This is a genomic window from Clostridium ljungdahlii (genome assembly GCF_001636845.1).
GTDB classification, from domain to species: domain Bacteria; phylum Bacillota; class Clostridia; order Clostridiales; family Clostridiaceae; genus Clostridium_B; species Clostridium_B ljungdahlii_A.
This window is the reverse complement of record NZ_LITT01000058.1, coordinates 192,073-214,939: the sequence shown is the minus strand read 5'-3', so window position 1 is coordinate 214,939 and position 22,867 is coordinate 192,073. Positions and strand designations below refer to the sequence as shown.

General features: G+C 31.5%; 21 protein-coding genes and 1 riboswitch. Of the genes, 4 read left to right on the top strand and 17 right to left on the bottom strand.

The genetic code is table 11. The features are described from left to right. Positions 1-110 precede the first annotated feature (110 nt). On the bottom strand, positions 111-881 hold the full coding sequence (lgt, locus tag WY13_RS16505; RefSeq protein ID WP_063556679.1) for a prolipoprotein diacylglyceryl transferase: 771 nt from the start codon (positions 879-881) through the stop codon (positions 111-113). A 362-nt stretch (positions 882-1,243) separates the two neighbouring features. On the opposite strand from lgt, the gene WY13_RS16500 reads away from it, so the two are divergent. Beyond that, entirely contained in the window at positions 1,244-2,017 is a 774-nt protein-coding gene (locus WY13_RS16500; RefSeq protein ID WP_063556678.1) for a GDSL-type esterase/lipase family protein, read from the top strand. A gap of 103 nt (positions 2,018-2,120) precedes the next feature. Further along, positions 2,121-4,028, top strand: coding sequence for an ABC-F family ATP-binding cassette domain-containing protein (locus WY13_RS16495; protein WP_063556677.1), 1,908 nt, complete (start codon positions 2,121-2,123; stop codon positions 4,026-4,028). 42 nt (positions 4,029-4,070) lie between these two features. On the opposite strand, the gene budA is transcribed toward WY13_RS16495, so the two are convergent. From budA to WY13_RS16475, 4 genes are all read right to left on the bottom strand, one after another. Next, the gene (gene budA / locus WY13_RS16490) at positions 4,071-4,790 is read right to left on the bottom strand and encodes an acetolactate decarboxylase (protein WP_063556676.1); all 720 of its coding nucleotides are present in this window, start codon (positions 4,788-4,790) and stop codon (positions 4,071-4,073) included. A gap of 118 nt (positions 4,791-4,908) precedes the next feature. Continuing rightward, the gene (locus WY13_RS16485) at positions 4,909-6,303 is read right to left on the bottom strand and encodes an amino acid permease (RefSeq protein WP_063556675.1); all 1,395 of its coding nucleotides are present in this window, start codon (positions 6,301-6,303) and stop codon (positions 4,909-4,911) included. A 139-nt stretch (positions 6,304-6,442) separates the two neighbouring features. Next, positions 6,443-6,530: riboswitch (glycine riboswitch) on the bottom strand. 263 nt (positions 6,531-6,793) lie between these two features. Continuing rightward, positions 6,794-7,048, bottom strand: a complete 255-nt coding sequence (locus WY13_RS16480) for a DUF1653 domain-containing protein (protein ID WP_347459480.1) — start codon at positions 7,046-7,048, stop codon at positions 6,794-6,796. Positions 7,049-7,164: 116 nt separating this feature from the next. Next, the gene (locus WY13_RS16475; protein ID WP_063556674.1) at positions 7,165-7,926 is read right to left on the bottom strand and encodes a sulfite exporter TauE/SafE family protein; all 762 of its coding nucleotides are present in this window, start codon (positions 7,924-7,926) and stop codon (positions 7,165-7,167) included. Positions 7,927-8,142: 216 nt separating this feature from the next. Between WY13_RS16475 and WY13_RS16470 the strand changes: the two genes are divergently transcribed. Together WY13_RS16470 and WY13_RS16465 are read left to right on the top strand one after the other, a co-directional pair. Next, the gene (locus WY13_RS16470) at positions 8,143-9,630 is read left to right on the top strand and encodes a pyridoxal-phosphate dependent enzyme (RefSeq protein ID WP_063556673.1); all 1,488 of its coding nucleotides are present in this window, start codon (positions 8,143-8,145) and stop codon (positions 9,628-9,630) included. A gap of 270 nt (positions 9,631-9,900) precedes the next feature. Then, complete coding sequence (locus WY13_RS16465) at positions 9,901-11,313, top strand: FAD-dependent oxidoreductase (RefSeq protein ID WP_082848545.1); 1,413 nt, start codon at positions 9,901-9,903, stop codon at positions 11,311-11,313. Between the two features lie 135 nt (positions 11,314-11,448). Here the strand turns inward: WY13_RS16465 and WY13_RS16460 are convergent, their stop codons facing one another. The 12 genes from WY13_RS16460 to WY13_RS16405 form a co-directional block, all read right to left on the bottom strand. Continuing rightward, complete coding sequence (locus WY13_RS16460) at positions 11,449-12,213, bottom strand: IclR family transcriptional regulator (RefSeq protein ID WP_063556671.1); 765 nt, start codon at positions 12,211-12,213, stop codon at positions 11,449-11,451. A gap of 278 nt (positions 12,214-12,491) precedes the next feature. After that, on the bottom strand, positions 12,492-13,385 hold the full coding sequence (locus WY13_RS16455; protein ID WP_063556670.1) for a bifunctional enoyl-CoA hydratase/phosphate acetyltransferase: 894 nt from the start codon (positions 13,383-13,385) through the stop codon (positions 12,492-12,494). 84 nt (positions 13,386-13,469) lie between these two features. Beyond that, positions 13,470-14,348, bottom strand: coding sequence for a thiamine pyrophosphate-dependent enzyme (locus tag WY13_RS16450; protein ID WP_063556669.1), 879 nt, complete (start codon positions 14,346-14,348; stop codon positions 13,470-13,472). After that, the gene (locus WY13_RS16445; protein WP_063556668.1) at positions 14,335-15,546 is read right to left on the bottom strand and encodes a transketolase C-terminal domain-containing protein; all 1,212 of its coding nucleotides are present in this window, start codon (positions 15,544-15,546) and stop codon (positions 14,335-14,337) included. Before WY13_RS16445 ends, WY13_RS16450 begins: the two co-directional genes overlap by 14 nt. Continuing rightward, positions 15,546-15,827: a 4Fe-4S binding protein gene (locus WY13_RS16440; RefSeq protein WP_242866534.1), complete on the bottom strand. Its 282-nt coding sequence runs from the start codon at positions 15,825-15,827 to the stop codon at positions 15,546-15,548. The genes WY13_RS16445 and WY13_RS16440 overlap by 1 nt, the downstream gene beginning before the upstream one ends. Next, positions 15,805-16,356 carry a 2-oxoacid:acceptor oxidoreductase family protein gene (locus tag WY13_RS16435; RefSeq protein ID WP_063556666.1) on the bottom strand — a complete coding sequence of 184 codons (552 nt, stop codon included), beginning with the start codon at positions 16,354-16,356 and terminating at the stop codon, positions 15,805-15,807. Before WY13_RS16435 ends, WY13_RS16440 begins: the two co-directional genes overlap by 23 nt. 264 nt (positions 16,357-16,620) lie before the next feature. After that, entirely contained in the window at positions 16,621-17,949 is a 1,329-nt protein-coding gene (locus WY13_RS16430) for an MFS transporter (RefSeq protein WP_063556665.1), read from the bottom strand. Positions 17,950-19,055: 1,106 nt separating this feature from the next. Further along, positions 19,056-19,892 carry a methyl-accepting chemotaxis protein gene (locus tag WY13_RS16425; RefSeq protein WP_063556664.1) on the bottom strand — a complete coding sequence of 279 codons (837 nt, stop codon included), beginning with the start codon at positions 19,890-19,892 and terminating at the stop codon, positions 19,056-19,058. Positions 19,893-20,051: 159 nt separating this feature from the next. After that, the gene (locus tag WY13_RS16420) at positions 20,052-20,609 is read right to left on the bottom strand and encodes a UbiX family flavin prenyltransferase (RefSeq protein ID WP_063556663.1); all 558 of its coding nucleotides are present in this window, start codon (positions 20,607-20,609) and stop codon (positions 20,052-20,054) included. Between the two features lie 92 nt (positions 20,610-20,701). Further along, positions 20,702-21,046 carry a hypothetical protein gene (locus tag WY13_RS16415; protein ID WP_063556662.1) on the bottom strand — a complete coding sequence of 115 codons (345 nt, stop codon included), beginning with the start codon at positions 21,044-21,046 and terminating at the stop codon, positions 20,702-20,704. Positions 21,047-21,057: 11 nt separating this feature from the next. After that, positions 21,058-21,291 (bottom strand): non-oxidative hydroxyarylic acid decarboxylases subunit D, encoded by a 234-nt coding sequence (locus WY13_RS16410; protein WP_063556661.1) that lies wholly within the window; start codon positions 21,289-21,291, stop codon positions 21,058-21,060. Then, positions 21,291-22,712: a non-oxidative hydroxyarylic acid decarboxylases subunit C gene (locus WY13_RS16405; protein ID WP_063556660.1), complete on the bottom strand. Its 1,422-nt coding sequence runs from the start codon at positions 22,710-22,712 to the stop codon at positions 21,291-21,293. Before WY13_RS16405 ends, WY13_RS16410 begins: the two co-directional genes overlap by 1 nt. Positions 22,713-22,867 lie beyond the last annotated feature (155 nt).

Here is a 22,867-nt window from a genome sequence, read left to right as displayed (position 1 = left end):
CAAAAGTTCTTATATTTTTTAAATTTTTCACTTAGACTTATCAAAATATTTAACGAGCTGAATGGTGTAAAAAATATTCGGAGTGTAATCTTATTTTTTGTTTAGAATATCTATAATGAGTTTATACTTTTCTTGTGCTTTAAATATATGAAAAAGCCTATGCTAAATATAACTCCTGTAAGACTAACTAACTGTGCTACTCTTATACTTCCAAGCATTAAACTGTCAGTTCTAAGTCCTTCTATAAAAAACCTTCCTAGTGAGTACAAACCTATGTATGCTGCTATTACAGAACCCCTATTATGCCTTCTTCTCAAAATATATACTAGAATTATACACACAGTTAAATTCCACAGAGATTCATACAAAAATGTAGGGTGATAATAAGTTCCATCTATAAACATTCCCTTTTGTATAAACAATGGAAATTTACTTATAAATTGATAACTTACAGGTCCACCATGAGCCTCTCCGTTAAAAAAGTTCCCCCACCTTCCTATTGCCTGAGCAAGTATTATAGAAGGTGCTACACAATCAGCTAATTTTATAAAATCTATTTTCTTATGTCTGGTGTATATATACGCAGCTGTAAGCCCAAATATAAGTCCTCCATGAATAGCAAGACCCCCTTGCCTTATATTGAATACATCTATAATATTATCTTTATAATCCTGAAATTGAAAAATAACATAGTAGGCTCTAGCTCCTATTATAGCAAAGGGAAAAGATATTAAAAAAGTATCTACTATATTATCAAAATTGTAGTTTTTGTTTTTACAGTTGAATTTAGCTAAAAAAAGTGCTGCCATAACTCCTAAAGCTATCATTATACCATACCATCTTATTTGAAAGCCATTAATAGAAAATGCTACTGGATTCATAAAACATTACGACCTTTCTAAAATATAATTTTGTTATTATAAGCTTATATCCAATTGTACCAATGTTTTTAATTAAATACAATTTACTCATAAAAAATAAGCACTGCCAATTATCAGTGCCTATTTGAATAATAGAGGGGACTATTATTTTACTATTATTAAACTTTACCTAAGTACATTTATTATTTTATACGATATATGTGACAACAATATGTCACATATATTAAATAATTGTTTAGTCTCTTAATATTGTATTAACTTTTAACTTAATTTTACCTTTACTCAGGATTTATCCTACATACTTTTTATCATAATAAGTAAAGATAGATATATATATTTTTTAAAATTTAAGGAGGATGTCCATGCAAACTAAAAATTTACAAAAGCTGCTACTAATAATAAGTACCATAACAATATTTTCAATTATATTGTATTCAAATAATTGTTTAAAATCATCCTTAAATTCTCCACCACCTCAAGCCACAAGTTTTTCAAGCAATACTGTCATCTCTGAAGATACAGATATACTGAAAAATATAAATTTGGATCCTAAAATTTATTCTGAGTATTACATTGAAAAGGTTACGACTTATGTAAACTCATACAGAGAACAAGGTAAAATAGTATTTCTAGGAGACAGTCTTACAGACATTGGACAGTGGAATGAACTGCTAGATAATCCTGATATATTAAACCGCGGCATTAGTTCTGATACTACTTCTGGAGCTTTAAACAGATTAAGTGAAATTACAAAATTAAAACCTCGAAAAATTTTTATTATGCTTGGAATAAATGACATTGACAAAGGATTACCTATAGGAAAGATTATAAAAAATTATTCTAGGATACTACAAAATATAAAAACTGATTCTCCTAACACTTTAATATATGTAGAAAGTGTTCTTCCTATAAATAAAGATATATATAAAACCAAAACAAAAGATAACCAGATAACAAATTTAAATGTATCCTTAAATGACCTTTGTAAAAACTCAAATGTACAATATATAAATCTGTATCCCCTCTTTACTCTGCCAAACCAAAATAAACTTTATAAAGAATACACTATAGGCGGATTACATGTAAACGGGAAAGGCTATAAAGTATGGAGAGACGCTATAAAATCTTATTTGTAATAAAAAGTTCCAATAAATTTATATAAATTAAATCTATTGGAATTTTTTATATTTGGGTCTAGCCCCAATACATGATATGATAAAATAAAGGATGTGTGAAAAAATGAACTTGTTAACTGCAGAAAATATAAGTAAAAGTTACAGTGAAAAAATATTATTTAAAAATATATGTCTAGGTATAAATGAAGGAGACAAAATAGGTGTTATAGGTGTAAATGGTACAGGAAAATCCACACTTTTAAAGGTAATTGCAGGATGTGAAACATCAGATGGAGGTAAAATTACTAAGTCAAAAGAAGCCTCTATAGGATACCTTCCACAAAATTCTGATTTTACAAACAGTAATCTAACAGTACTTGAGCAGATTTTTAGAGGCACTTCTCCTGTTATGAGCCTTTTACGAGAATATGAAAAAACTCTTAAACTTATTGAAAAGAATCCAGAAGACAAGAGTCTTCAAGCTAAAATTGGAACCTTAAATTCCAAAATGGATGCACAAAATGTGTGGGAAATTGAAAGTCAGGCTAAAACTATTTTAACCAAACTTGGAATAAATGATTTTAATGAAAAAATATCTGTGCTCTCTGGAGGTCAGAAAAAAAGAGTAGCTCTTGCATCTGCTCTTATAACCACTTCAAATATTTTAATACTTGATGAGCCTACAAACCACCTTGACGATGAAACCATAGAGTGGTTAGAAGAGTTCTTAACAAAACGAAGTGGTGCCCTCATTATGGTAACCCATGATAGATTTTTTTTGGACAAAATAACTAATAGAATGTTTGAACTTGACAGGGGAAAACTCTATAGTTATACAGGAAACTATAGTAACTTTCTCGAAGAAAAAGCTGAAAGACTTGAAACTGAAAATGCCAATGAAAGAAAAAGGCAAAATCTTATAAGAAAAGAACTTTCCTGGATAAGAAGAGGTGCAAAAGCAAGAAGTACAAAACAAAAAGCCCGAATAGAAAGATTTGAACAATTAACTACAGAAGGTACATCTTTGAATAAATCAAAACTTAATATTAGTCTTCAGAGTACAAGAATCGGTAAAAAAGTCATAAACCTGGATAACATAAGCAAGAGTTTTGGTGAAAAGACATTAATTAAAAATTTCACTTATAACGTATTAAATAATGATAGGATAGGTATTATTGGACCTAATGGAAGCGGTAAATCCACTCTTATGAATATTTTAACTCAAAAAATTCTGCCGGACAGCGGTACTATAGATATAGGTGAAACAGTAAAGATAGGATACTATTCTCAGGGAATTTCTGATATGGATATGAATGAAAGGGTAATTGAATACATACGTGGGACATCAGAATATGCCTCAACTCCATCGGGCGAAAAAATAAGTGCTTCTTCTGTACTTGAAAATTTTCTATTTGAACCTTCAGTTCAATGGACTCCCCTTGGAAAACTTTCAGGAGGAGAACGAAGAAGATTATATCTTCTAAAAATACTGATGAATTATCCTAATGTACTTTTGCTGGACGAACCAACAAATGATCTGGATATAGAAACACTTACAATCCTAGAAGATTATATTAATGATTTTGAAGGAACTGTTATAGCTGTATCCCATGACAGATACTTCCTTGACAAAACAGTTGATAAAATATTTTCTTTTGAAGGAAATGGTAAAATCACTCAATATACAGGAAACTATTCCTATTTTCACAAAGCTACAAAAATATCAGAGGAAAAAATAACCCCTAAGAAAAATACAGCTAAAAACAATTATAAGTTGCAAAAAGAAAAGCCTTTAAAATTTACCTATGCAGAACAAATGGAATTTGACAAAATAGATGAGGTAATTGAAAATCTAGAAAAATCTATATCTGAAAAGAAAATAGAAATGGAAGCTGCTTCATCTGATTATGCACTTCTTGAAGATCTCTTATCCGAAAAGAATTCACTGGAAAAAGAGCTAGAAAAAAAGATGGACAGGTGGACTTACCTAAATGAACTCAATGAAAAAATTGAACAAGAGAAAAAACACTAGACATTGTTATTAGCACTGTCTAGTGTTTTTTCTATCAATACTTTATTTTTCAACACTTGTTATCTCATCGTTTCTATCTTGTACTTCCATATTATAAAAATTTTCATTTTTAGGAAGTTCCATTCTAAAGCAGGAACAGTTCTGTACATAAGCCTTTACACTTTCAATAGAAAATTCGCTTATATGTCCACCAAATTTCTTATCTTTATTTATAAAGTGGAAATGATATCCAGGAACATTAAGACCTTCAACATAATCAGGGCATCTAAATCCAATCACATATCCATCAACATCATTATATTCGAACATAGGCTGATCTTTAACAACTTCAGCCATAGGCTTATAAGGCATATTCTGTTTTACAACAGTACGTGTTTTTACATAATTAAATCTACCTTCCATATAGAAAGCATAAAATATATTTTTGCTTTCTATAAAGCTGTCCAATTCTTTTCTTATATCTTCATAAGAAGTACAATTTTGAATATTATAAGTGTTATAACTCTCCATTTCAGTTACTACAGCAAAAGGAACGGATACATTTTTGGAACATACGTATACACTGCCATCAGGTTTAGTCCTATAAAAAGTTCCATTTAAGAGAGTTAGTTCACCATCTAGACCTTTAAAAGTACCTATTCCAAAGTTTCCTTTTTTAAGAAGTTTAGATAATGAAACACAGCCATCATATAGTCCCGAAACAAGTGCATTTATTGTAGACATTTGATATATATGGTTTGGGACTTTCACCTCATCATCCATATTACATTCACCTCTATGTCATTATAGCATAGCAAATTCCTACTTTCTACTCTTAGAACTGTCACCTACAATTAAACACACTTATTTAAAACGTTCAGAGAATTTCCTAAGTGTTAGCCTATGCTAAATTTCTTTTGCTATCTTCTTCAATTTTCTTTTTTGATTTAAATACCTTGTAAATCACCCCAAGCATTACAAACCATACAGGCGTTACAAATAGGGCTACACGAGTTTCATTATTAAGTGCCAATGTAACTATAACAAAAGCAAAGAATGCTAGAATTATATAGTTCATGATTGGATAAAGTGGCATTTTAAATTTGTTCTTGGCAGCAAGTTCAGATTTAGTTTTACGATATTTCATGTGGCAGATAACTATAATTGCCCAAATATATATATAGCAAAATGTTGATATACTTGTAATTAGTACAAATACTTCACCTGGCATGATATAATTTAAAATAACTGCAATCAAGATAACGGCTGCAGAAAATATTGCAGCATTGCAAGGTATATGGTTAGAAGTTAATTTTTTCATTGACTCAGGTGCATTATTTTCTTTAGCAAGAGAATAGACCATACGGCTTGTACTGAAAATACCGCTGTTACAAGCAGATGCAGCTGATGTTAGTACAACAAAATTTACAATGCTTGCTGCTGCTGCAACTCCAACTGAGGCAAATACCTGTACAAATGGACTTTTAGCTGGATTGATTGAGTTCCATGGATATATTCCCATAATAACAGCAAGTGCTCCGACATAGAAAATAATAATTCTAATTGGAATGTTGTTGATAGCCCTTGGAATAACATGCTCTGGATTTTCAGTTTCACCAGCTGTCAAACCAACCAATTCGATTCCAGTGAACGCAAATACAACCATTTGAAATGAAAGTATAAAACCATTTACCCCATTTGGTAACCAACCGCCATGTCTCCAAAGGTTTGAAAAGCTAGATACACCGGCATTTGTAGAAAATCCTTTAATAATCATAAATGTACCAACTATAATAAGCGCCAAAATTGCAACGACTTTAATTAATGCAAACCAGAATTCCATTTCACCAAATAATTTTACCGCAGTAAGGTTCATAATTAGTAAAATTACAAGAACTATAAGGCTTGGTACCCATCGAGGTATATTGGGAATCCAGTATTGTACATAAAGTCCAGTGGCAGCTACATCGGCCATAGCAAGTGAAATCCAGCAGAACCAGTATGTCCATCCAGTAATGAATGCTGCTCCTTCTCCTAGATAATCGTACACAAACTCTACAAAAGAATGGTAATTTAAATTAGAAAGCAATAATTCGCCAAGGGCACGCATTACAAAAAATAAAATAATTCCTGTTATAGCATATGCAAATAGAATAGATGGACCAGCCAAGTGAATGGACCTGCCTGAACCAAGAAATAATCCAGTACCAATTGCACCTCCAATTGCAAGTAATTGGACATGACGATTTTTTAGTCCTCTTGATAAATTTTGATTTTCTGATGTTAATTGATCCATTTTATCCCTCCATCTTAGTCAAAAAGCATATACTGAAAATGCTTTTTCCTATATAAATATTTTGTGATTGGAGATACAAATGGGAATAGATAAGATCTAAATGAAGTAATTGATTATGTATTACTTTTGTAAGATGTGTTACCTTTTCCCTGTCCTTTTACCTGAGAGTTTCGCCATGCGACTTTCTCCTTCGGTGCTCAATAAAGAGTCTCTCCAAGGATTCATCCAATAGCGGTCATCTCTATAATTAAATAGGTACCTGAAAGATTTACTTCTTCGGTGAATGGCAAAAGCCATAACTCTCCCACTATCTTCATCTGAATTATTAATTTTACTATATACTAATACATATCTGATAAAATTGCAACAATTTCTTCACTTTTAGCTAAAATAGAATTTATATTTCATCATAATTCCTAAAAGGGTTTATACTAAAGTGACCATATTAAGTCAGAAATAAATAAAATTAGAGAAATAAAAATGATTTCTTTTATTTAATTAATTCAAATCTCCATTTTTGGCTTATCTCAGGATACTTTTCATGATCTATTTCACTAACAAACATGTCTATTGGTCTTGCGAATACACCGCAATTACCGTAAAGAGCTTTATATATAACTAATTCTTCTTCTGTCTCAGTATGTGTTGCAAAGTCTAATATTAAGTAATTTTTATTTTTAAAGTGTCTAACCATCTTTCCTTTATGATTTCGTAATTCTATTTTTCTTTTTTCTAATTCGTCCATATATTTCACACTCCTAAATACATATTAATAATCTTCTTTAATAACATCTTTTACCCACTGCAGCATCATGGCAGTAATGCGGTATACCAGGTTACTTATCAGTTTCATAATTGCAATTATAATTGCTTGGATAATATCTCGACTAATATTTTAATGAAAAAAATCGTAAGTACAATTATAATTACAGGACGTACTACTTTTGATCCGCTTTTTGTAAAATAACCAGAGCCAATATAATTTCCAGCAATACTAAATAAACCTGCGACCAAACCCAAAACTAAAAATACTTTTGCATTTATAATAAACGTTACTAGACTAGCTATATTTGATGATAGATTTATAGCTTTTGTTATTCCTGCAGAAGTATTCATGCTCAAATTTGCGATGCTTGTCAATAATAGCAATAAAAACGTTCCTGTTCCTGGACCATAAAAGCCATCATAAACTCCTAAAAAAAATGCAATTATCATACATGTTATGTAAGTTTTATAATTAATTAATGTTTCCTTTTTATTATCCTCAAGGTTATTCTTGCGTAAAACATAAAATGCTGTTATAGGCAAAATGAACAGCATTAAAATTTTAAAATAGAAGTCTTCTATTTTTAAGGAAAGAAGAGCTCCAAGCGGTGACCCAATCAAAGCACAAACTGCGCTGCAAATTCCTAGTTTCAACTTTATATATCCATTTTTAGCATATCGACATGTAGCTATAATTGTCCCCATACAGGAACTCATTTTATTTGTGCCAATAGCAAAATGAACCGGAATACCTGAAATCATATATGCTGGAAGTGATATAAGTCCTCCTCCACCTGCAATTGCATCTACGAAACCTGCAATAAAAACCAGCGGACATACTATAATATATGTAATCATTTCTAACCTCCCCATAAATTCATACAAATTGATATTACCAACTTTTTAATATATAATCAAATTTATATATTTTATTTATCATATAAACTCAATTTATACTGGATTATCTATGGTTATTTTTGACATATAATAAGAAATATTATATACTAAAGAATAGAATATGTTGACTAACTAGTTAGTCTAATTTTAATTTGTATAAATTAGGAGGTAAAAAGGATGCATAAATTGATCGATTTAACAATCAATGAAGAACAATTGAAAAAAACAGCAGCCAGTGCCAAAGAAAAAAACATCATTATTCCAACACTAGCACAAATGAAAGATTCCAGCAAGGTACCTGCAAAAATTAAAGCTAGATTAAAAGAAACAGGATTATGGGACATAGATCCCATTAATTTATTTAGAATTTCCTGGTATAATGAGCCTGTAGCAAAAGGTGGTTTGTACAACAAATTACCAAACTATATTGAAATTCCTTCTGAAATTTCAGGTGTTAAAGCTAGAATTTTTGCTATGGCAGGAAAGTTCTTTCCAACAGGAGCTCACAAAGTTGGGGCAAGCTTTGCTTGTCTAGTTCCACGTTTAGTAACTGGTCAATTTGATCCTACTTACCATCAGGCAGTATGGCCTTCAACAGGTAACTTCTGCCGTGGGGGAGCTTATAACTCAGCATTATTAGGCTGCAGTTCAATTGCTATCCTACCGGAAAATATGAGTAAAGAACGTTTTGATTGGCTCAAAAAAGTAGCTGGAGAAGTTATTGCTACCCCTGGTTCTGAAAGTAACGTAAAAGAAATCTACGATAAAACATGGGAACTAAGAAGAACAAGAGATAATGTTGTTATATTTAATCAATTTGGTGAACTCGGTAATCACTTATGGCATTATGAAGTTACCGGCAGTGCTATGGAATCAGTTATTAAAGCTGAAGCTGGTGAGAAGGGAAAACTTGCTGGCGTATGTTTAACTTCAGGATCAGCTGGAACTTTAGGCAGTGCAGACTATTTAAAGGATCAGTATCCAAATGCTAAATTTGCAGTTGGCGAAGCATTACAATGTCCGACACTGCTTAGCAATGGTTTTGGTGAACATAGAATTGAAGGCATTGGAGACAAACATGTGCCGTGGATTCATAATGTAAAAAATACAGATATGGTTATTGCAATAGATGATAATGATAGTTTAGCTATGTTCCGTCTATTTAATGAACCTGCTGGGCAAGAATATCTAAGGTCTGCAGGAGTTAAAGAGGATGTAATTAAAAAGCTTTCATGGGTTGGTATATCAGGTTCAGCAAATATACTTTCATGTATCAAATTCGCAAAATATTATGAATTAAATGAAAATGATATGGTAATAACAGTACTTACTGATTCAGCAGAAATGTATCAATCAAGATTACAAGAAATGACTGCTGAAAGAGGAAGGGCTTATGAAGTTGTTGATGGTGCTATAGATCATAATAGAAATGTTTTAGGCGTTAGAACTGATAGTATGGAAGAATTAACATATCAAAGTAAAAAACGTATTCATAATCTTAAATACTATACATGGATTGAACAACAACAATATGATTTAGAAGAATTAAATGCACAATGGTATGATTATGATAATTACTGGGGTAAGCTTCACCAAATGGGACCAGAACTTGATAAATACATCGAGGCCTTTAATGAGAAAACTGGTTTGACAAAGAATCTATAATGCTTAGTAATAATAAAAGTTGTCCATTTTTAATTTTCAACTTTTAAGCAGATTTATCTATAAAAGGGACTGTTCAAAGCAATCTAAAAAATTGCTATTGCAGCACTCCCTTTTCTTGCTTTCTAAAGTTTATGATGTTAAACTTAGCTAGTGGATTGATTAAGGCATACAAAATTAATCTCATTTCTGACTCTATATGCCTTCTTATTTACTTTAAGCCTGTTCTATAAATCTAAACTTGAAATATAATCTATAAATCTTTTAGTTATATTGTTATCACCAGTAAGTAATATTCGTACTGATGAATATGGTGGATCATTTGAAAATCGTATGAAATTCCCATTGGAAGTAATAAAGGCAATTCGTGATGCTGTAGGTCCAAATTATCCTCTTGAAATTCGTATGAGTGCAAATGAAATGACTCCTGGTGGTCTTGAGTTTGATGAAACTCTAATCTATGCACAAGAAGTTCAAAAATATGTTGACTGTATTGACGTCTCCAGAGGAAATGTATTTAACGAAACAGGTGTTATGTGGCTATGCCCTTCATATTTACAACCACACATGATTAATGTAGAATATTCAAAAAGAATAAAAGAAGCAGTTTCTATACCTGTATCAGTTGTAGGTAACATATATTCTATAGAAGAAGCAGAACAAATTCTTGCTGAAGGTAAAGCTGATATTGTTGGTATGTGCCGTTCTTTAATGGCTGGTCCTAATATGATTGAAAATGCAATAAGAGGACATGAAGATAAAACTCGTCCATGCATAAGATGTATGGATGGATGTGGTGCTATATACCATGGTTTACCTTTAAGATGTGCAGTTAATCCAAAGATTGGACGTGAGCACCGTTATCGTAATGTTCCTAAGGCTGATGTTAAAAAGAATGTATACGTTATAGGTAGCGGTCCTGCTGGTATGCAATCAGCTCTAACCTTAACCGAACGTGGCCATAATGTTACAATAATTGAAAAATCAAGCAAGCTTGGCGGATTACTTCATGATGCCAGTGTTTTACCATTTAAACAAGAATTACGTAATTATAAAAACTGGATAATCCGTCAAACTGAAGAATGTGGTGCTAACATTAGATTAAATACAGTAGCAACTGCAGACATGATTCTTAAAGAAAAACCAGATGCTGTCATCGTAGCAACAGGAGCTAAATTCTTTAGACCAAATATACCTGGTATTAATAATGACAACGTTAAAGATGTTTGCGATGTTGATAATGGTACAGCCAAAGTTGGACAAAAAGTTATTGTTTGTGGCGGTGGCCTAACTGGTGTTGAATCAGCATTAGCTTTAGCTAGACAAGGAAAAGATGTTACTGTAGTTGATATGATTCCTGATGGAGATTTCTGTAAGAGTATGTTCTATATTATTCGTTTCTCTTTACTTGATGAAGTTAAAAAAGCTGGCGCTAAATTTGTTGGAAACAGCAAAATTAACGAATTTAATAACAATGGTGTTGTTATAGAAGATAAAGATGGAAATATTAATACTCTTGAAGCTGATACTACAGTCATTGCTCTTGGACTTAAAGCAGATAACAAACTATACAAAGAACTTGCATCTAAAATGCCTTTAGATACATTCGCTGTTGGTGACTGTGATAGTCCAAAGAATATAATGAATGCTACTTTCTCAGCATTTAATATTGCAGTTGAAATTTAATTTCTATCCAAATCTAATTTAAAATAAACTCGTCATATACTTTAATGTTTTTGTAATCAGCTTATAGTTGACAATTATAAGCTGATTCTTAAAATACTATTTACATTGTACATATGCTCTTTTCAATTTAATTATTCAAACATTATATCCTATTGCTTTTGATAACTCCTCAGCAACTTCTTTAATTGAACATATTAAAATTTCTTTACTCTGTTTCATTCGTGCTGTTGGTCCTGAAATACTTATTGCTGCAACTGTTTTTCCATTAATATCTTTTATCGGAGCTGCATAACATACTAATCCAATCTCACACTCTTCTATATCTTCACCATATCCCTGTATTCTTATCTTTCTTAATTCTTCAATAAATTCATTTGGATCTGTAATAGTACACTCTGTCCTTTTTTCAAATTTAAACTCCTGTACTTTTTTTTCTAATTTCTCATCTAAAATATTTGCTAATAGTACCTTACCTGTTCCAGTACAATATGCTGGCAATTTAGCACCTATTTTCGATGTCATTTGTATAGTAGAATTACTAGATTCCTTATTCATAAAAATAATATTGTAGTTTTCATCAAGAATAGCTAAATGAGTAGTCTCATTATATTTATCTCTAAGCTTTTGCAAGAACGGCTTAGCAATAGAAAATTTATTTTGTCTTTCTAATACAATTGAGCCATAATGAGCAAATTTTATTCCAAGCTTATACTTAGCATCAGATGTTTTATAGACAAATTCTTTTTTTTCCAAAGTATAAAGCATTCTAAAAACACTTGCTTTTCCCATACCCAATTCTTTACTAATTTCTGCAAGTCCAATTTCTTCATATTTACTTAGTAAATCTAATACTTCTAATGTATTATAAACTGAGCTAAGCAAATATTTGTCGTTATCCATTATTAAACCACCTTTTTATACATATGTAATATCATATACAATTTTAATTTTAAAACTTTTTATTAAGCATTATTTTACAGTATTCAAATACGATATTATCATAATGATGGCTACTATGCAACATAGCTGCTTGTATTTATATACTAACTACAACCTCATACCATAAGCATTTTGATATAAAATTATTGTAAAAAATATATTTTATATGATAAGTTGTAAATTAAAATGGAAGAACTTTTCCTAGCTCTTCCATTTTAACTTTCTATTATAATATTCTATTATGATATATAACTTGCAAGTGCTACTGAAAGAACTTTATTTTTTACAAAATCAGCTCTTGAAGTCATAATTACAGGCGCTCCTGCTCCTATTACGGCTGCGGCTACATCTTTATGTGCATAATAAGTAAGTGCTTTTGTTAACACATTTCCTACTTGTAGATTAGGTGCTACTAAAATATCGGCTTGTCCTGCTACTACACCTTCTATACCTTTATGCTTTGCTGACTCTAGAGATATTGCATTGTCTAACGCTAAAGGTCCATCTATTATAGCATTTTTTATCTGACCTCTATCTCCCATTTTACTTAATATAGCCGCTTCTAAAGTATCATTTATTGCCGGATTTACTACCTCAAGTGCTGAAAGTAATGCAACTTTGGGCTTGTCATACCCTAATTTTAATGCTAAAGCTACAGCATTTTCTATAATCTGCTTTTTTTCATCTAAAGACGGTTGTATAGCCATTGCACAATCTGTAAGTAACTGAAGTCCTTCTCCAGATTCTTTGTCAAAGACAGATATTTGACTTACTAATTTTCCTCTATTTAATCCCTTTTCTTTGTTTAAAACTGCCTTTAAAAAAGTACCTGTATGGAGCAATCCCTTCATTATTGCTCCTGCTTCACCCTTTACCACAAGCTCAACTGCCTTTTCTGCCGCTTTCTTATGATCAGGTTCATGTACCACTTCACACAAAAGCCTCTTATTATTATCTGCTGCTATTTTTTCTATTTTTTCTTTATCACCCACAAGGATAAACTCCGCTAATTCAAGTTTTTTAACTACTTCAACTACATCTAGTACATCTAAATCCTCTGCTGCCGCTACAGCAATCTTTCTCTTTTTTCTACTTCTTACTTGCTTTATTAAGTCATTTAAACTATTTATCATTTTCTCACCTCTAATAATGTTATAATTATGAAAGTAAGGAGTTATTGCCTTTTTACAATACTCCTTATCTTATTAATGTTTGTATTAAACCATACTCTCTAATCTCTTAATGTATTTTTCATAATGTTCTGTAGTATATTTTTGTAATTCTTCTCTTTGCTCTGAACTTAAACCTTTAAATCTTCCTTGAAGTTTAATATACTCTTCCACAGGCTTTAATTCCTTTGGCTTACTATTTATTGTGATTTTTCCATCTTCATATTCAAATAGAACCCAGCATCCTGTTTGTACAGCTGCTCTCGCTACTTCTATTGTCTTAGCAGGATTATATCTCCATCCTGTAGGACATGGTGTGTTTATATGCAATAGAGATGGTCCATCTGTATCCTTTGCTTTCTGCACTTTTTTCTTTAAATCTGTTAAATTGCAAATTGAAGCTGTTGCTGCATAAGGTATATCATGCGCAATTGCTATTTGCATTAAATCTTTTCTTCCAGTTGGTTTTCCTGCTGGTGTAGTTGTTGTACTTGCTAGGAATGGTGTTGAGCTGCTACCCTGTATTCCTGTATTCATGTAAGCTTCATTATCATAGCATATATAAAGCACTTTATCTCTTCTTTCTAGTACGCCAGATAATGATTGAAGTCCTATATCAACAGTTCCTCCATCACCAGCAAAACCAACAACTGTTGTATGAGTATTTCCCATTGCATTTAATGCTGCTCTTACTCCTGCTGCACCTGCTGCAGTATTTTCTAAGTTTCCTTGATATCCTGGAATTTTTATTGCTGTTTCATTTCCGTAACCTGAAAATAATGCTGAGCATCCTGGTGGTATAATAATTATTGTATCTTCACCTAATACATCCAAAACATTTCTTATAACTAATTCCATTCCACAACCCGCACATGCACTTACTCCATGTGGTATTAATCCCTTTGAATTATGTTTAATCTCGTGCATTTTTTTCCACCTGCCTTATATCCATAGCATTTTCTTTTACATCTATCCACTCTGTATGATCTTTTCTTTTTCCTTCTTTTATTTCTAAAAGTTCATTAAATATCTTTTCTATAGTATCTACTGTAACGTCTCTTCCTCCAAGTCCGCCTACATAGTGTCTTATATCACAATCTGCTGCTTTCATAGCTGCACAAGTTTCACTCCAAACTGGACCACCTTGACCACCTAATCCAGCACTTCTATCAAATACTCCAATTACTTCTTTTCCTTTTAAAACTTCTTTTAGATAATTTACTGGGAATGGTCTAAATACTACAATCTTTACTAATCCTACTTTTTTACCTTGTTCTCTTAATTTGTTAACTACATATTTTGCAGTACCACACATTGAACCTAATGCTACTAATACTACATCTGCATCTTCTGTTCTATATCCCTCTACAATACTTAGCTTTCTTCCAAACTTTTCTTCAAATTCTTTTTGTGCCTTTTCTATAACCTCAAATGAGTTATCCATCCCTACCTTTTGTTGATATCTCATTTCTGTATAATCATCAGACCCTGTTAAGTTGCATACAAACATAGGATCTGATGTATCTAAATATGTATTTTTAGGAACATATGGTCCTAAAAATTCATCTACTAATTCTTGACTTGGTACATCTATTTTTTGCATTGAGTGAGAAAGAAAGAAACCATCTAAACATACCATTGCTGGTGTCAATACCTTTTCATCCTCCGCAACCTTATATGCCATAATCGTCATGTCAAATACTTCTTGTACATTTTGACAATAGAATTGCAGCCATCCCGAGTCTCTTTCTGCCATTGCATCTCCATGTTCACACCATAATGTCCATGGTGCTGCAAGTCCTCTATTTACAACTGGCATTACGATTGGAACTCTTACTCCTGATGTCATTCCTAATACTTCATGCATTAAAGCTAATCCTTGTGATGCTGTAGCAGTTGCTGTTCTCACTCCTGTTAACTGAGCTGTTGTCGCCACTGATAAAGCTGTATGCTCTGATTCAACACGAACATATTCTGCTTTCAATTCTCCTGATGCTACTAATTCTGATAGCTTTTCTGCTATTGTACTTTGAGGGGTTATTGGATATGCTGATACTACTTTCACTTTTGCCATTTTTATAGCTTCAACTGCTGCTCCATTTCCATCTAGCATTTTATAAGACATTAAACGTCACTCCTTTCCGGTACCATACTAATGCATTTCTTAGGACATTCATTTGCACAAATTCCACAGCCTTTACAATAGTTAAAATCGATTTCAATACACTCGACTTTATCCTTTATAACATCAATTACATTTGCTGGACAATATTTTTCACAAGTTCCACATTTCACACATGCTTCAAAGTCAACTTTTGGTCTTTCTAATCTCCAGCTTCCTGTGTTTGCAGCAGCATACACATTAGCCACCGGTCCATATACACTACATTTTTTTGATTTTTTCATAAGATTCTCTTGCTGCTTTTGCATTTTTATCACCCGCCTTTTTACCAAATGTTATTTTAATAGCATCTTCAATTGATTCAATTTTAACTAAACCTGTTGCTGCCAATGCACCAAGCATTGAAGCATTTGGAATTGCCAAGCCTATGTTTTCTACTGCTACTCTAGTTCCATCCACATAATATAATTCTTTAAAATTATACTTCTTGTAACGTTCTAAAATATTTTCGTCTTCAGTATTTAATACCAAAATACTATTTTCATGGATACCTTCTGAAATGTCTATACCTTTATCTATAATTGAACTATCTGCCACTAATACAATATCAGGATCATAAACAAATGAGTTTAATAACACTGGCTCATCATCTATAATGATACTGGTATTAACAGGTGCACCTCTTCTTTCATGTCCATATGCTGGTACTGTAATAGCGTATTTTCCTTCATTCAAGGATACTGCTTCTGACAACATTTTTGCTGCTGTTACTATACCTTGTCCTCCTAGTCCGTAAAATTTTAATTTAATCATTTCATTCTTCCTTCCTTTCATATGTAATTAAAGTAAAAGATATACTTAGTTAAAGTATTGATTTTGATTGTATGCTCGTTTCTTTATAGTATACATCGTTTCTTTATATATAATTATAGACTTTTTTAATTCTTTTGTAAATAGCTTTCAAAAACTTTTTCTTTATAATACTTCCTGTGTAATATAGAGAAACGTATATTAATTTATTCTACTCCACGTTTTATAACTTTACCTTTTATATATATATAAATTTGATTATGCCTGTTATTGACTTTCTTTAGCTATATTAGAAGACATATTAGGCCCCTTTTTAGTGAGCAAAATTGATATACATCCAATAATAGCTGGAATTATGAATGATTCGAAAACTGTTGTCATAGAAAAATTCGCCTGAATTAATACACCAATAATTATTGGTGCTGTTGCACTCCCCAAACGAGAAATAGCTGATCCCCAACCCACTGCCGTTCCACGAATGGATATAGGATAAAACTCTGGTGCTACTGCGAGAGTCAAATTCTGAACCGAACTTATTGCGGCTCCAGCTAAGAACAACAGTATATAAAATACTACCGTACTACTTTTAAAGCTCAAAAGACTAATCAGAATGGCAGACCCTATATATAGAAGCGGCATAACCTTTTTGTATCCAAATTTGTCTCCAAGCACCCCAATAAATGGGCCTAGAACAATTCCTCCCATAAGGAAAATAGCTAAAAAAACAATGCTTGATGTCAACGTATATCCCATAATTGTCATTAACTTAGGAAGCCATGTTGACACACCAAAATAGAGATATAGGTTGCAGAAAAAGGCTATCCAAATAAGAATTGTATTCCTAGCATAATCCTTTCCAAATAAACTGGATATAGAAACCTTCTTACTGTTTAAATCACTAACTTCATACACATCTTCATCTGAAAAAACAAATTCAGGATTAGTTTTAGATAAAATCTTTCTAATGATGTCCGTTTTTCCCTTTGCTACATAAAATTTCATCGATTCAGGCACGTGAACAACTATAAAAAATACAGCAATTAATGATACAAATGTAGCGTAGTAAAATACTCTCCAACCATGAGCACTCAAGAATACAACTCCTGCCAGTGAAGCACCTAACTGACCAATTGGAACTCCAATAACCACTAAAGTAAGTAGAAATGTTCTATTAGCTTTAGGTGAAAATTCGGATAAAAGGCTGACAATAACTGGTGTAATAGCTCCCATGCCCAACCCTGCTATAAAACGGATTACTGCAAAAACTGAAGCACTATGTACAAAACCAACTATGCCATTAAAAATGGAATAAATAAATATTCCGATGATTATAACTTTTTTTCGTCCAATGATATCTGCTAAAGATCCAAAAAGTGAAGCCCCAAGCATCATTCCAACCATAGCCGTACTTGCTAATAAGCCTACTTGAGTTGCTGTCAATCTCAACTCTTTCATGATCAAAGGCAGCGTAACCCCATAAACTCCCATATCATATCCATCAAATATTACTATAAACATGAGTAAACCTAAAATTACTAAAAAATAATTATTAAATTTTCCACTCTCAATGATCTCATTTACATCAATTTTTCTCATACTCATTCTCCTTTTAAAATTATTTTCTATGGATTTTTCCGTATATCAATTTGCCAATCTTTCTATGATAATACTATTCAAAGTTATACACCAAATTTTTCTTAATCTTATGAGCTAATCCTCGTGATGCTAGCAGTTGCTATTCCATCTAGCATTTTATGGACTCATTGAACTTTACTCCTTTCTGGTACCACACTAATGCGCTTCTTATGACATTCATTTACACAAATTCCACAGCTCTTGCAATGATTGATACCGTTTTCATTAAACTCAACTTTATTCTTCCTCTCATTCGTAATTAAAATATTGATTTTAAGCATATATTGTTTCTTTATGTAAAACTTTGTTTCTTTATATATAATTATAGACTTTTCTGATTTTTTTGTAAATAGATTTTGAAAATTTTTTCTCTATGGTACTCGTTATATATTATAGGGAAACAATTATAAAATTTATTAAACAGATAACTATTTCAAATTTTCCATTCAATACCTAAAGCTTTATTTTTAGTATTAAAAACAAAAATAGGATTTAGTGCTGAAAATAAAATTAATTTTATTTTCAGTACTAAATCCCTTATTATTTTCATATTGAATATCGAATTCTATATGAGAATCTCATGGTATTATGCATGCATTTTTAGAAATAGCCTCCAAATTTTCTTTTCTCATCTTTTTATCCTTATACCCTAATTCATTTTTAACACAGCTTTAATGACCTTTCCATTATGCGAGTCTTCAAAAGCTTTATTTATATTGACCAAAGAAAGATGATATCTCTTGTCCATTTTGAGAAAGACGCTTTGTACCATCACTCATTACACCACCAAAATTATTTTCATGTACTACCGCTGCTTTTATTTTCATAGAAAATACTCCTTTCAGTAAACATATTGTTAAAAAAATAACTTTCTTTTTTATTATATATTAAATATTTTCCATCGTAAATCAACATAAAGTTTATGGTATCATCTAAAAGTTGATACCGTACTTATATTTGTTCCATGAATAGAACTCTGCTCATTCTTTTGCCCAAGGATAGATAAACTGTTCGACTAACTTTTACTGTATCTATTTGTGGTTGATTTTTTAGCATTTCACCATATTCTATACTTTTGCTGCCATTTTCTCAAGCACATAAGACGTTGAATTAATCTTTTCTAAAGATGCAGCTATTTCCTGAAGAGTCGATGCTTGTTCCTGGGTCATTTTATTAGATTTACTAATGTCAATAGAAAAATTATCAAATACTTCCTTTATTAGTTCGAGAATTCCTTTAGTTTTTCCAATAGACTCAGTGCTTAAGTTGGATAACTTTCTTATTTCCTCAGCTACTATTTTAAACCCTCTTCCCGCATCTCCAGCCCTTGTTGCTTCAATTGCTGCATTTAAGCCAAGAATATTTGTTTTACTGCTTATGCTATTTAATACTTGAAGAATTTCTTTCGTCTTTCCTATTTCTTCAGTATATTCTTGTGTATCTATAAGCAATTTTCCATTGATTTCTGCTATATTTTGAGCAATATTGGCAATGTTAGTAACTGCTGTGGTTATTTGTTGAAGTGCTGTTGATAAATTTAGAGACAAATTATACATTTGCTCTTGTTTTTCCAAACTTTTCCCTACTGTTATTACGCCTGATACTTTTCCTTGATTATCTTTAACAGGAACTGCCACAGCTTTAAAAGCAAATCCATTTCTTTCCTTTGGAATTACATCTGATTGAATTTCTCCTGTTTGTATAGCTTTATAAATAATACCATTAGTTTTAATTGGATCTCCAGGCTCTACTTCAGCTCTCATATTTTCACCTTGAACATAATTTAAAAATTTTTCTGTGTTGGTCACTGCAAAATTCGAATCTGGTTCAAAAAAATATTTTAAATATGGTATCAATTTATTAAATGATTCTAATATCGAATCAGGTTCCATATTTTCTAGCATTTCTATCACACTCCTTCTCTATACTAAGAATTAATACAAGACACGACAAAGCCGTTAGCTTAGAAGTCTATTTTAGAAATTATTGAAATAAAAAACGCCTTAACATCTGCAACAGTTAACTGTAACAACTATTAAAGTAGTCATATTATAATCCTATGGTTAACCATCCCACCTTTTTGCTTCATTGTAAATAATTCCAAATTGATCAAATATTTTCATTACGTGATGGTTTATTATATCATCTAGGCTTTGAGGGATATTATAAAAGGCTGGCATTGGTGGAACTATTCTTACTCCAATTCTTGATAATTTAAGCATGTTTTCTATATGTATAGGACTTAATGGTGTTTCCCTTGGACTCAATATTAATCTTCTTCCTTCTTTTATCATTACACCAGCAGTTCTTGAAATCAAATTATCATCATAGCCATTAGCAATTGAACTAAGTGTTTTCATACTACAAGGCAGAATTACCATTCCATCTGTGATAAATGACCCACTAGAAGTTTTTGCACCTAAATTCTTATGATCATATATGTAAGTTGCTAAACTCTCTAAATAATCTAATGAGTAATCTGTTTCTATTTCTAAATTCTTTTTTGCCCATTCACTCATAATTAAATGAGTGTTTATATTTTTATTTTCTTTTAAAACCTCCAGCAGTCTTACTGCATAAATAGTTCCTGTTGCACCTGTCACTCCAACTACAATTTCCATTATTTCATCTCCTAAAACCAATTATTGAAAAAGACCTATTGCATAGATCTTTTTTATTTTTGAAATATGCAATAGATCTTTTTCTATGTTATTTATTCTTTCATTTTTAGCTGCAAACACATTTCTTCTACCATTTGACAAGATAAACTAGTAATATCTGATATTTCTTCTTTTGTAATGTTATCTAAATGTATACCACAGCATATTGCAAAATTTCCTGAATATCTTTTTTTTAATATTTCTCCTAGCATCTCTGTAATTACATATTCCTTATGTGTTCCAATTGGAAATGTTTCAGGTGAATAATCTTGTATACCTATTGTTACAGAACCAAGGTGTGCTTCCCCTCCAGTTAATATTATACATATATCCTTACCCATATCAAATGCTACAAGTTGTATTTCTATTCTATTTAACTTTCTATTTATTTGTATCATTAATTATAGCTCTAGTCTTTTTTCTTAATTAATTCAGGAATTGGTGGTATTTGATCAAGTGAAGAAATTTTACTACTATCTATTTTAAATCTCTTATCATATTTTTCTGGATCTTTTATATCATCGCTTTCAGTTGATCTCCATGAAAAGCAGCATGTTTCACATATATACACTTCCCATGCATCATCAACAGGTGCTTTTGTTAATAAATTTACATTTTTAGAATCGCATCTTGGACAGATCATTACTTAGTTCCCTCATTTCTTACTATATTTTTTAGATAATTCATCCAATAATCTACTTTTTCTGGAAGATCTAGTAGTTCTGTATTCCTAGCTTTATCTGGAGCAACTGGAGTTGTAGCATCTATAATAAGTTTTGTATGCATTCCAGCTGGTTCTGACGAAGGATCTAATGGCATACCTGGAGCGTTAGGGATAAGAACCACATCTTTATCTGGTCTTACTCTTGTAGTTAAAGCCCACATAACTTGTTCTAAATTAAATGGATCTACAAATTCATCAACTACAATAACTATTTTAGAATAAGGCATTCCATGAGGAGTAGATAATAGTCTCATTGCTACTGACTTACCATATCCTCCAAATCTTGATTTAGTTGAAACAATAACACCTATTCCATGAGTATACATAGCATTTACAGCAACTACTTCTGGAAAATCTCTTTTAAGTTGTCTATATAAAGGAAGACTTGTGTTTAAAGCCATTAAATAGTCTATTTCTGTCCAAGGCATACCCAAATATAAATTCTCAAAAATAGGGTTTGTTCTATGAGTGATCGTGTGTATTTTTACTTCTGGTTGAAGTCTAGCTCCCGAATAACTTCCTGGAAATTCTCCAAAAGGACCTTCTATTTTTCTTTTTCTTGGTATTATATAACCTTCAAGAATAACTTCACTCCTAGCTGGAATATCTAAGTCTCCCTGTTCGCTTTTTGTAAGTTCTATAGGTTCACCTTTTAATGCTCCTGCAAAATCATATTCTGATTGGACATATTCAATTGGTGTACTTGACATAAAATTAAGTACTGGATCATTACCAATGCATATTGCTATTGGCAATGGTTCATTTCTTTCTTCTGCTTTTTTCAAGTGAACTGCTATATCATGGAAAGGCAGTGGTTGAATTCCAACTAAATCTTTTCCCTTTACTTGTATTCTATAAGTACCAACATTTTGTTTTTCAAAATTATCTGGATCTTCTGGATCTTTACTAACTATTAAAGCTTTAGATATGTAAAAACCTCCATCATTCTTATTAACTCTGAAAAGAGGAAGTACATCAAATAAATTAATATCAGTGGTAATCTTAATTTCTTTAACTGGTGCATTCTCCACCCATACAGGTTTAATTGGATAATCTGACCACCTTTTATTTAATTCAAAAAATTGTTCCTTAACTGGAGTATCTTTTGGTAACCCCAACATCAATGCATGGTTCTGCCATGAGCCATGTACGTTTAATGCTACACTATTTTTATACCCTTTTACCTTTTCTACAATAACTGCTGGAGCACTTTCCATATCTGGAACAGATCTTCCTATTGCACTTAAATCTGGTTCAGGCATAACTTCATCTTTAACTCTTATTAATTGATTTTCTTTTTCTAATACCGCCAAAAATTCTCTCAAATCTTTATAAGACACTTCTATCTCTCCTTTCACTTTACGTTGTTCATTATTGTTGAACACAGTTCACTATTGTGGTCAATGATTTATATTTCAATATTTGAAAAACAGCTTGTGAATGTTTATATTATCTTTTCATCTTTTAAATTACTATTTTCTATATCATAAAAATC

Coding starts and splice junctions, on each gene's coding strand:
- lgt (WP_063556679.1), bottom strand. CDS start 881: ATGAATCCAGTAGCATTTTCTATTAATGGCTTTCAAATAAGATGGTAT.
- WY13_RS16500 (WP_063556678.1), top strand. CDS start 1,244: ATGCAAACTAAAAATTTACAAAAGCTGCTACTAATAATAAGTACCATA.
- WY13_RS16495 (WP_063556677.1), top strand. CDS start 2,121: ATGAACTTGTTAACTGCAGAAAATATAAGTAAAAGTTACAGTGAAAAA.
- budA (WP_063556676.1), bottom strand. CDS start 4,790: ATGGATGATGAGGTGAAAGTCCCAAACCATATATATCAAATGTCTACA.
- WY13_RS16485 (WP_063556675.1), bottom strand. CDS start 6,303: ATGGATCAATTAACATCAGAAAATCAAAATTTATCAAGAGGACTAAAA.
- WY13_RS16480 (WP_347459480.1), bottom strand. CDS start 7,048: ATGGACGAATTAGAAAAAAGAAAAATAGAATTACGAAATCATAAAGGA.
- WY13_RS16475 (WP_063556674.1), bottom strand. CDS start 7,926: ATGATTACATATATTATAGTATGTCCGCTGGTTTTTATTGCAGGTTTC.
- WY13_RS16470 (WP_063556673.1), top strand. CDS start 8,143: ATGCATAAATTGATCGATTTAACAATCAATGAAGAACAATTGAAAAAA.
- WY13_RS16460 (WP_063556671.1), bottom strand. CDS start 12,213: ATGGATAACGACAAATATTTGCTTAGCTCAGTTTATAATACATTAGAA.
- WY13_RS16455 (WP_063556670.1), bottom strand. CDS start 13,385: ATGATAAATAGTTTAAATGACTTAATAAAGCAAGTAAGAAGTAGAAAA.
- WY13_RS16450 (WP_063556669.1), bottom strand. CDS start 14,348: ATGCACGAGATTAAACATAATTCAAAGGGATTAATACCACATGGAGTA.
- WY13_RS16445 (WP_063556668.1), bottom strand. CDS start 15,546: ATGTCTTATAAAATGCTAGATGGAAATGGAGCAGCAGTTGAAGCTATA.
- WY13_RS16440 (WP_242866534.1), bottom strand. CDS start 15,827: ATGAAAAAATCAAAAAAATGTAGTGTATATGGACCGGTGGCTAATGTG.
- WY13_RS16435 (WP_063556666.1), bottom strand. CDS start 16,356: ATGATTAAATTAAAATTTTACGGACTAGGAGGACAAGGTATAGTAACA.
- WY13_RS16430 (WP_063556665.1), bottom strand. CDS start 17,949: ATGAGAAAAATTGATGTAAATGAGATCATTGAGAGTGGAAAATTTAAT.
- WY13_RS16425 (WP_063556664.1), bottom strand. CDS start 19,892: ATGCTAGAAAATATGGAACCTGATTCGATATTAGAATCATTTAATAAA.
- WY13_RS16420 (WP_063556663.1), bottom strand. CDS start 20,609: ATGGAAATTGTAGTTGGAGTGACAGGTGCAACAGGAACTATTTATGCA.
- WY13_RS16415 (WP_063556662.1), bottom strand. CDS start 21,046: ATGATACAAATAAATAGAAAGTTAAATAGAATAGAAATACAACTTGTA.
- WY13_RS16410 (WP_063556661.1), bottom strand. CDS start 21,291: ATGATCTGTCCAAGATGCGATTCTAAAAATGTAAATTTATTAACAAAA.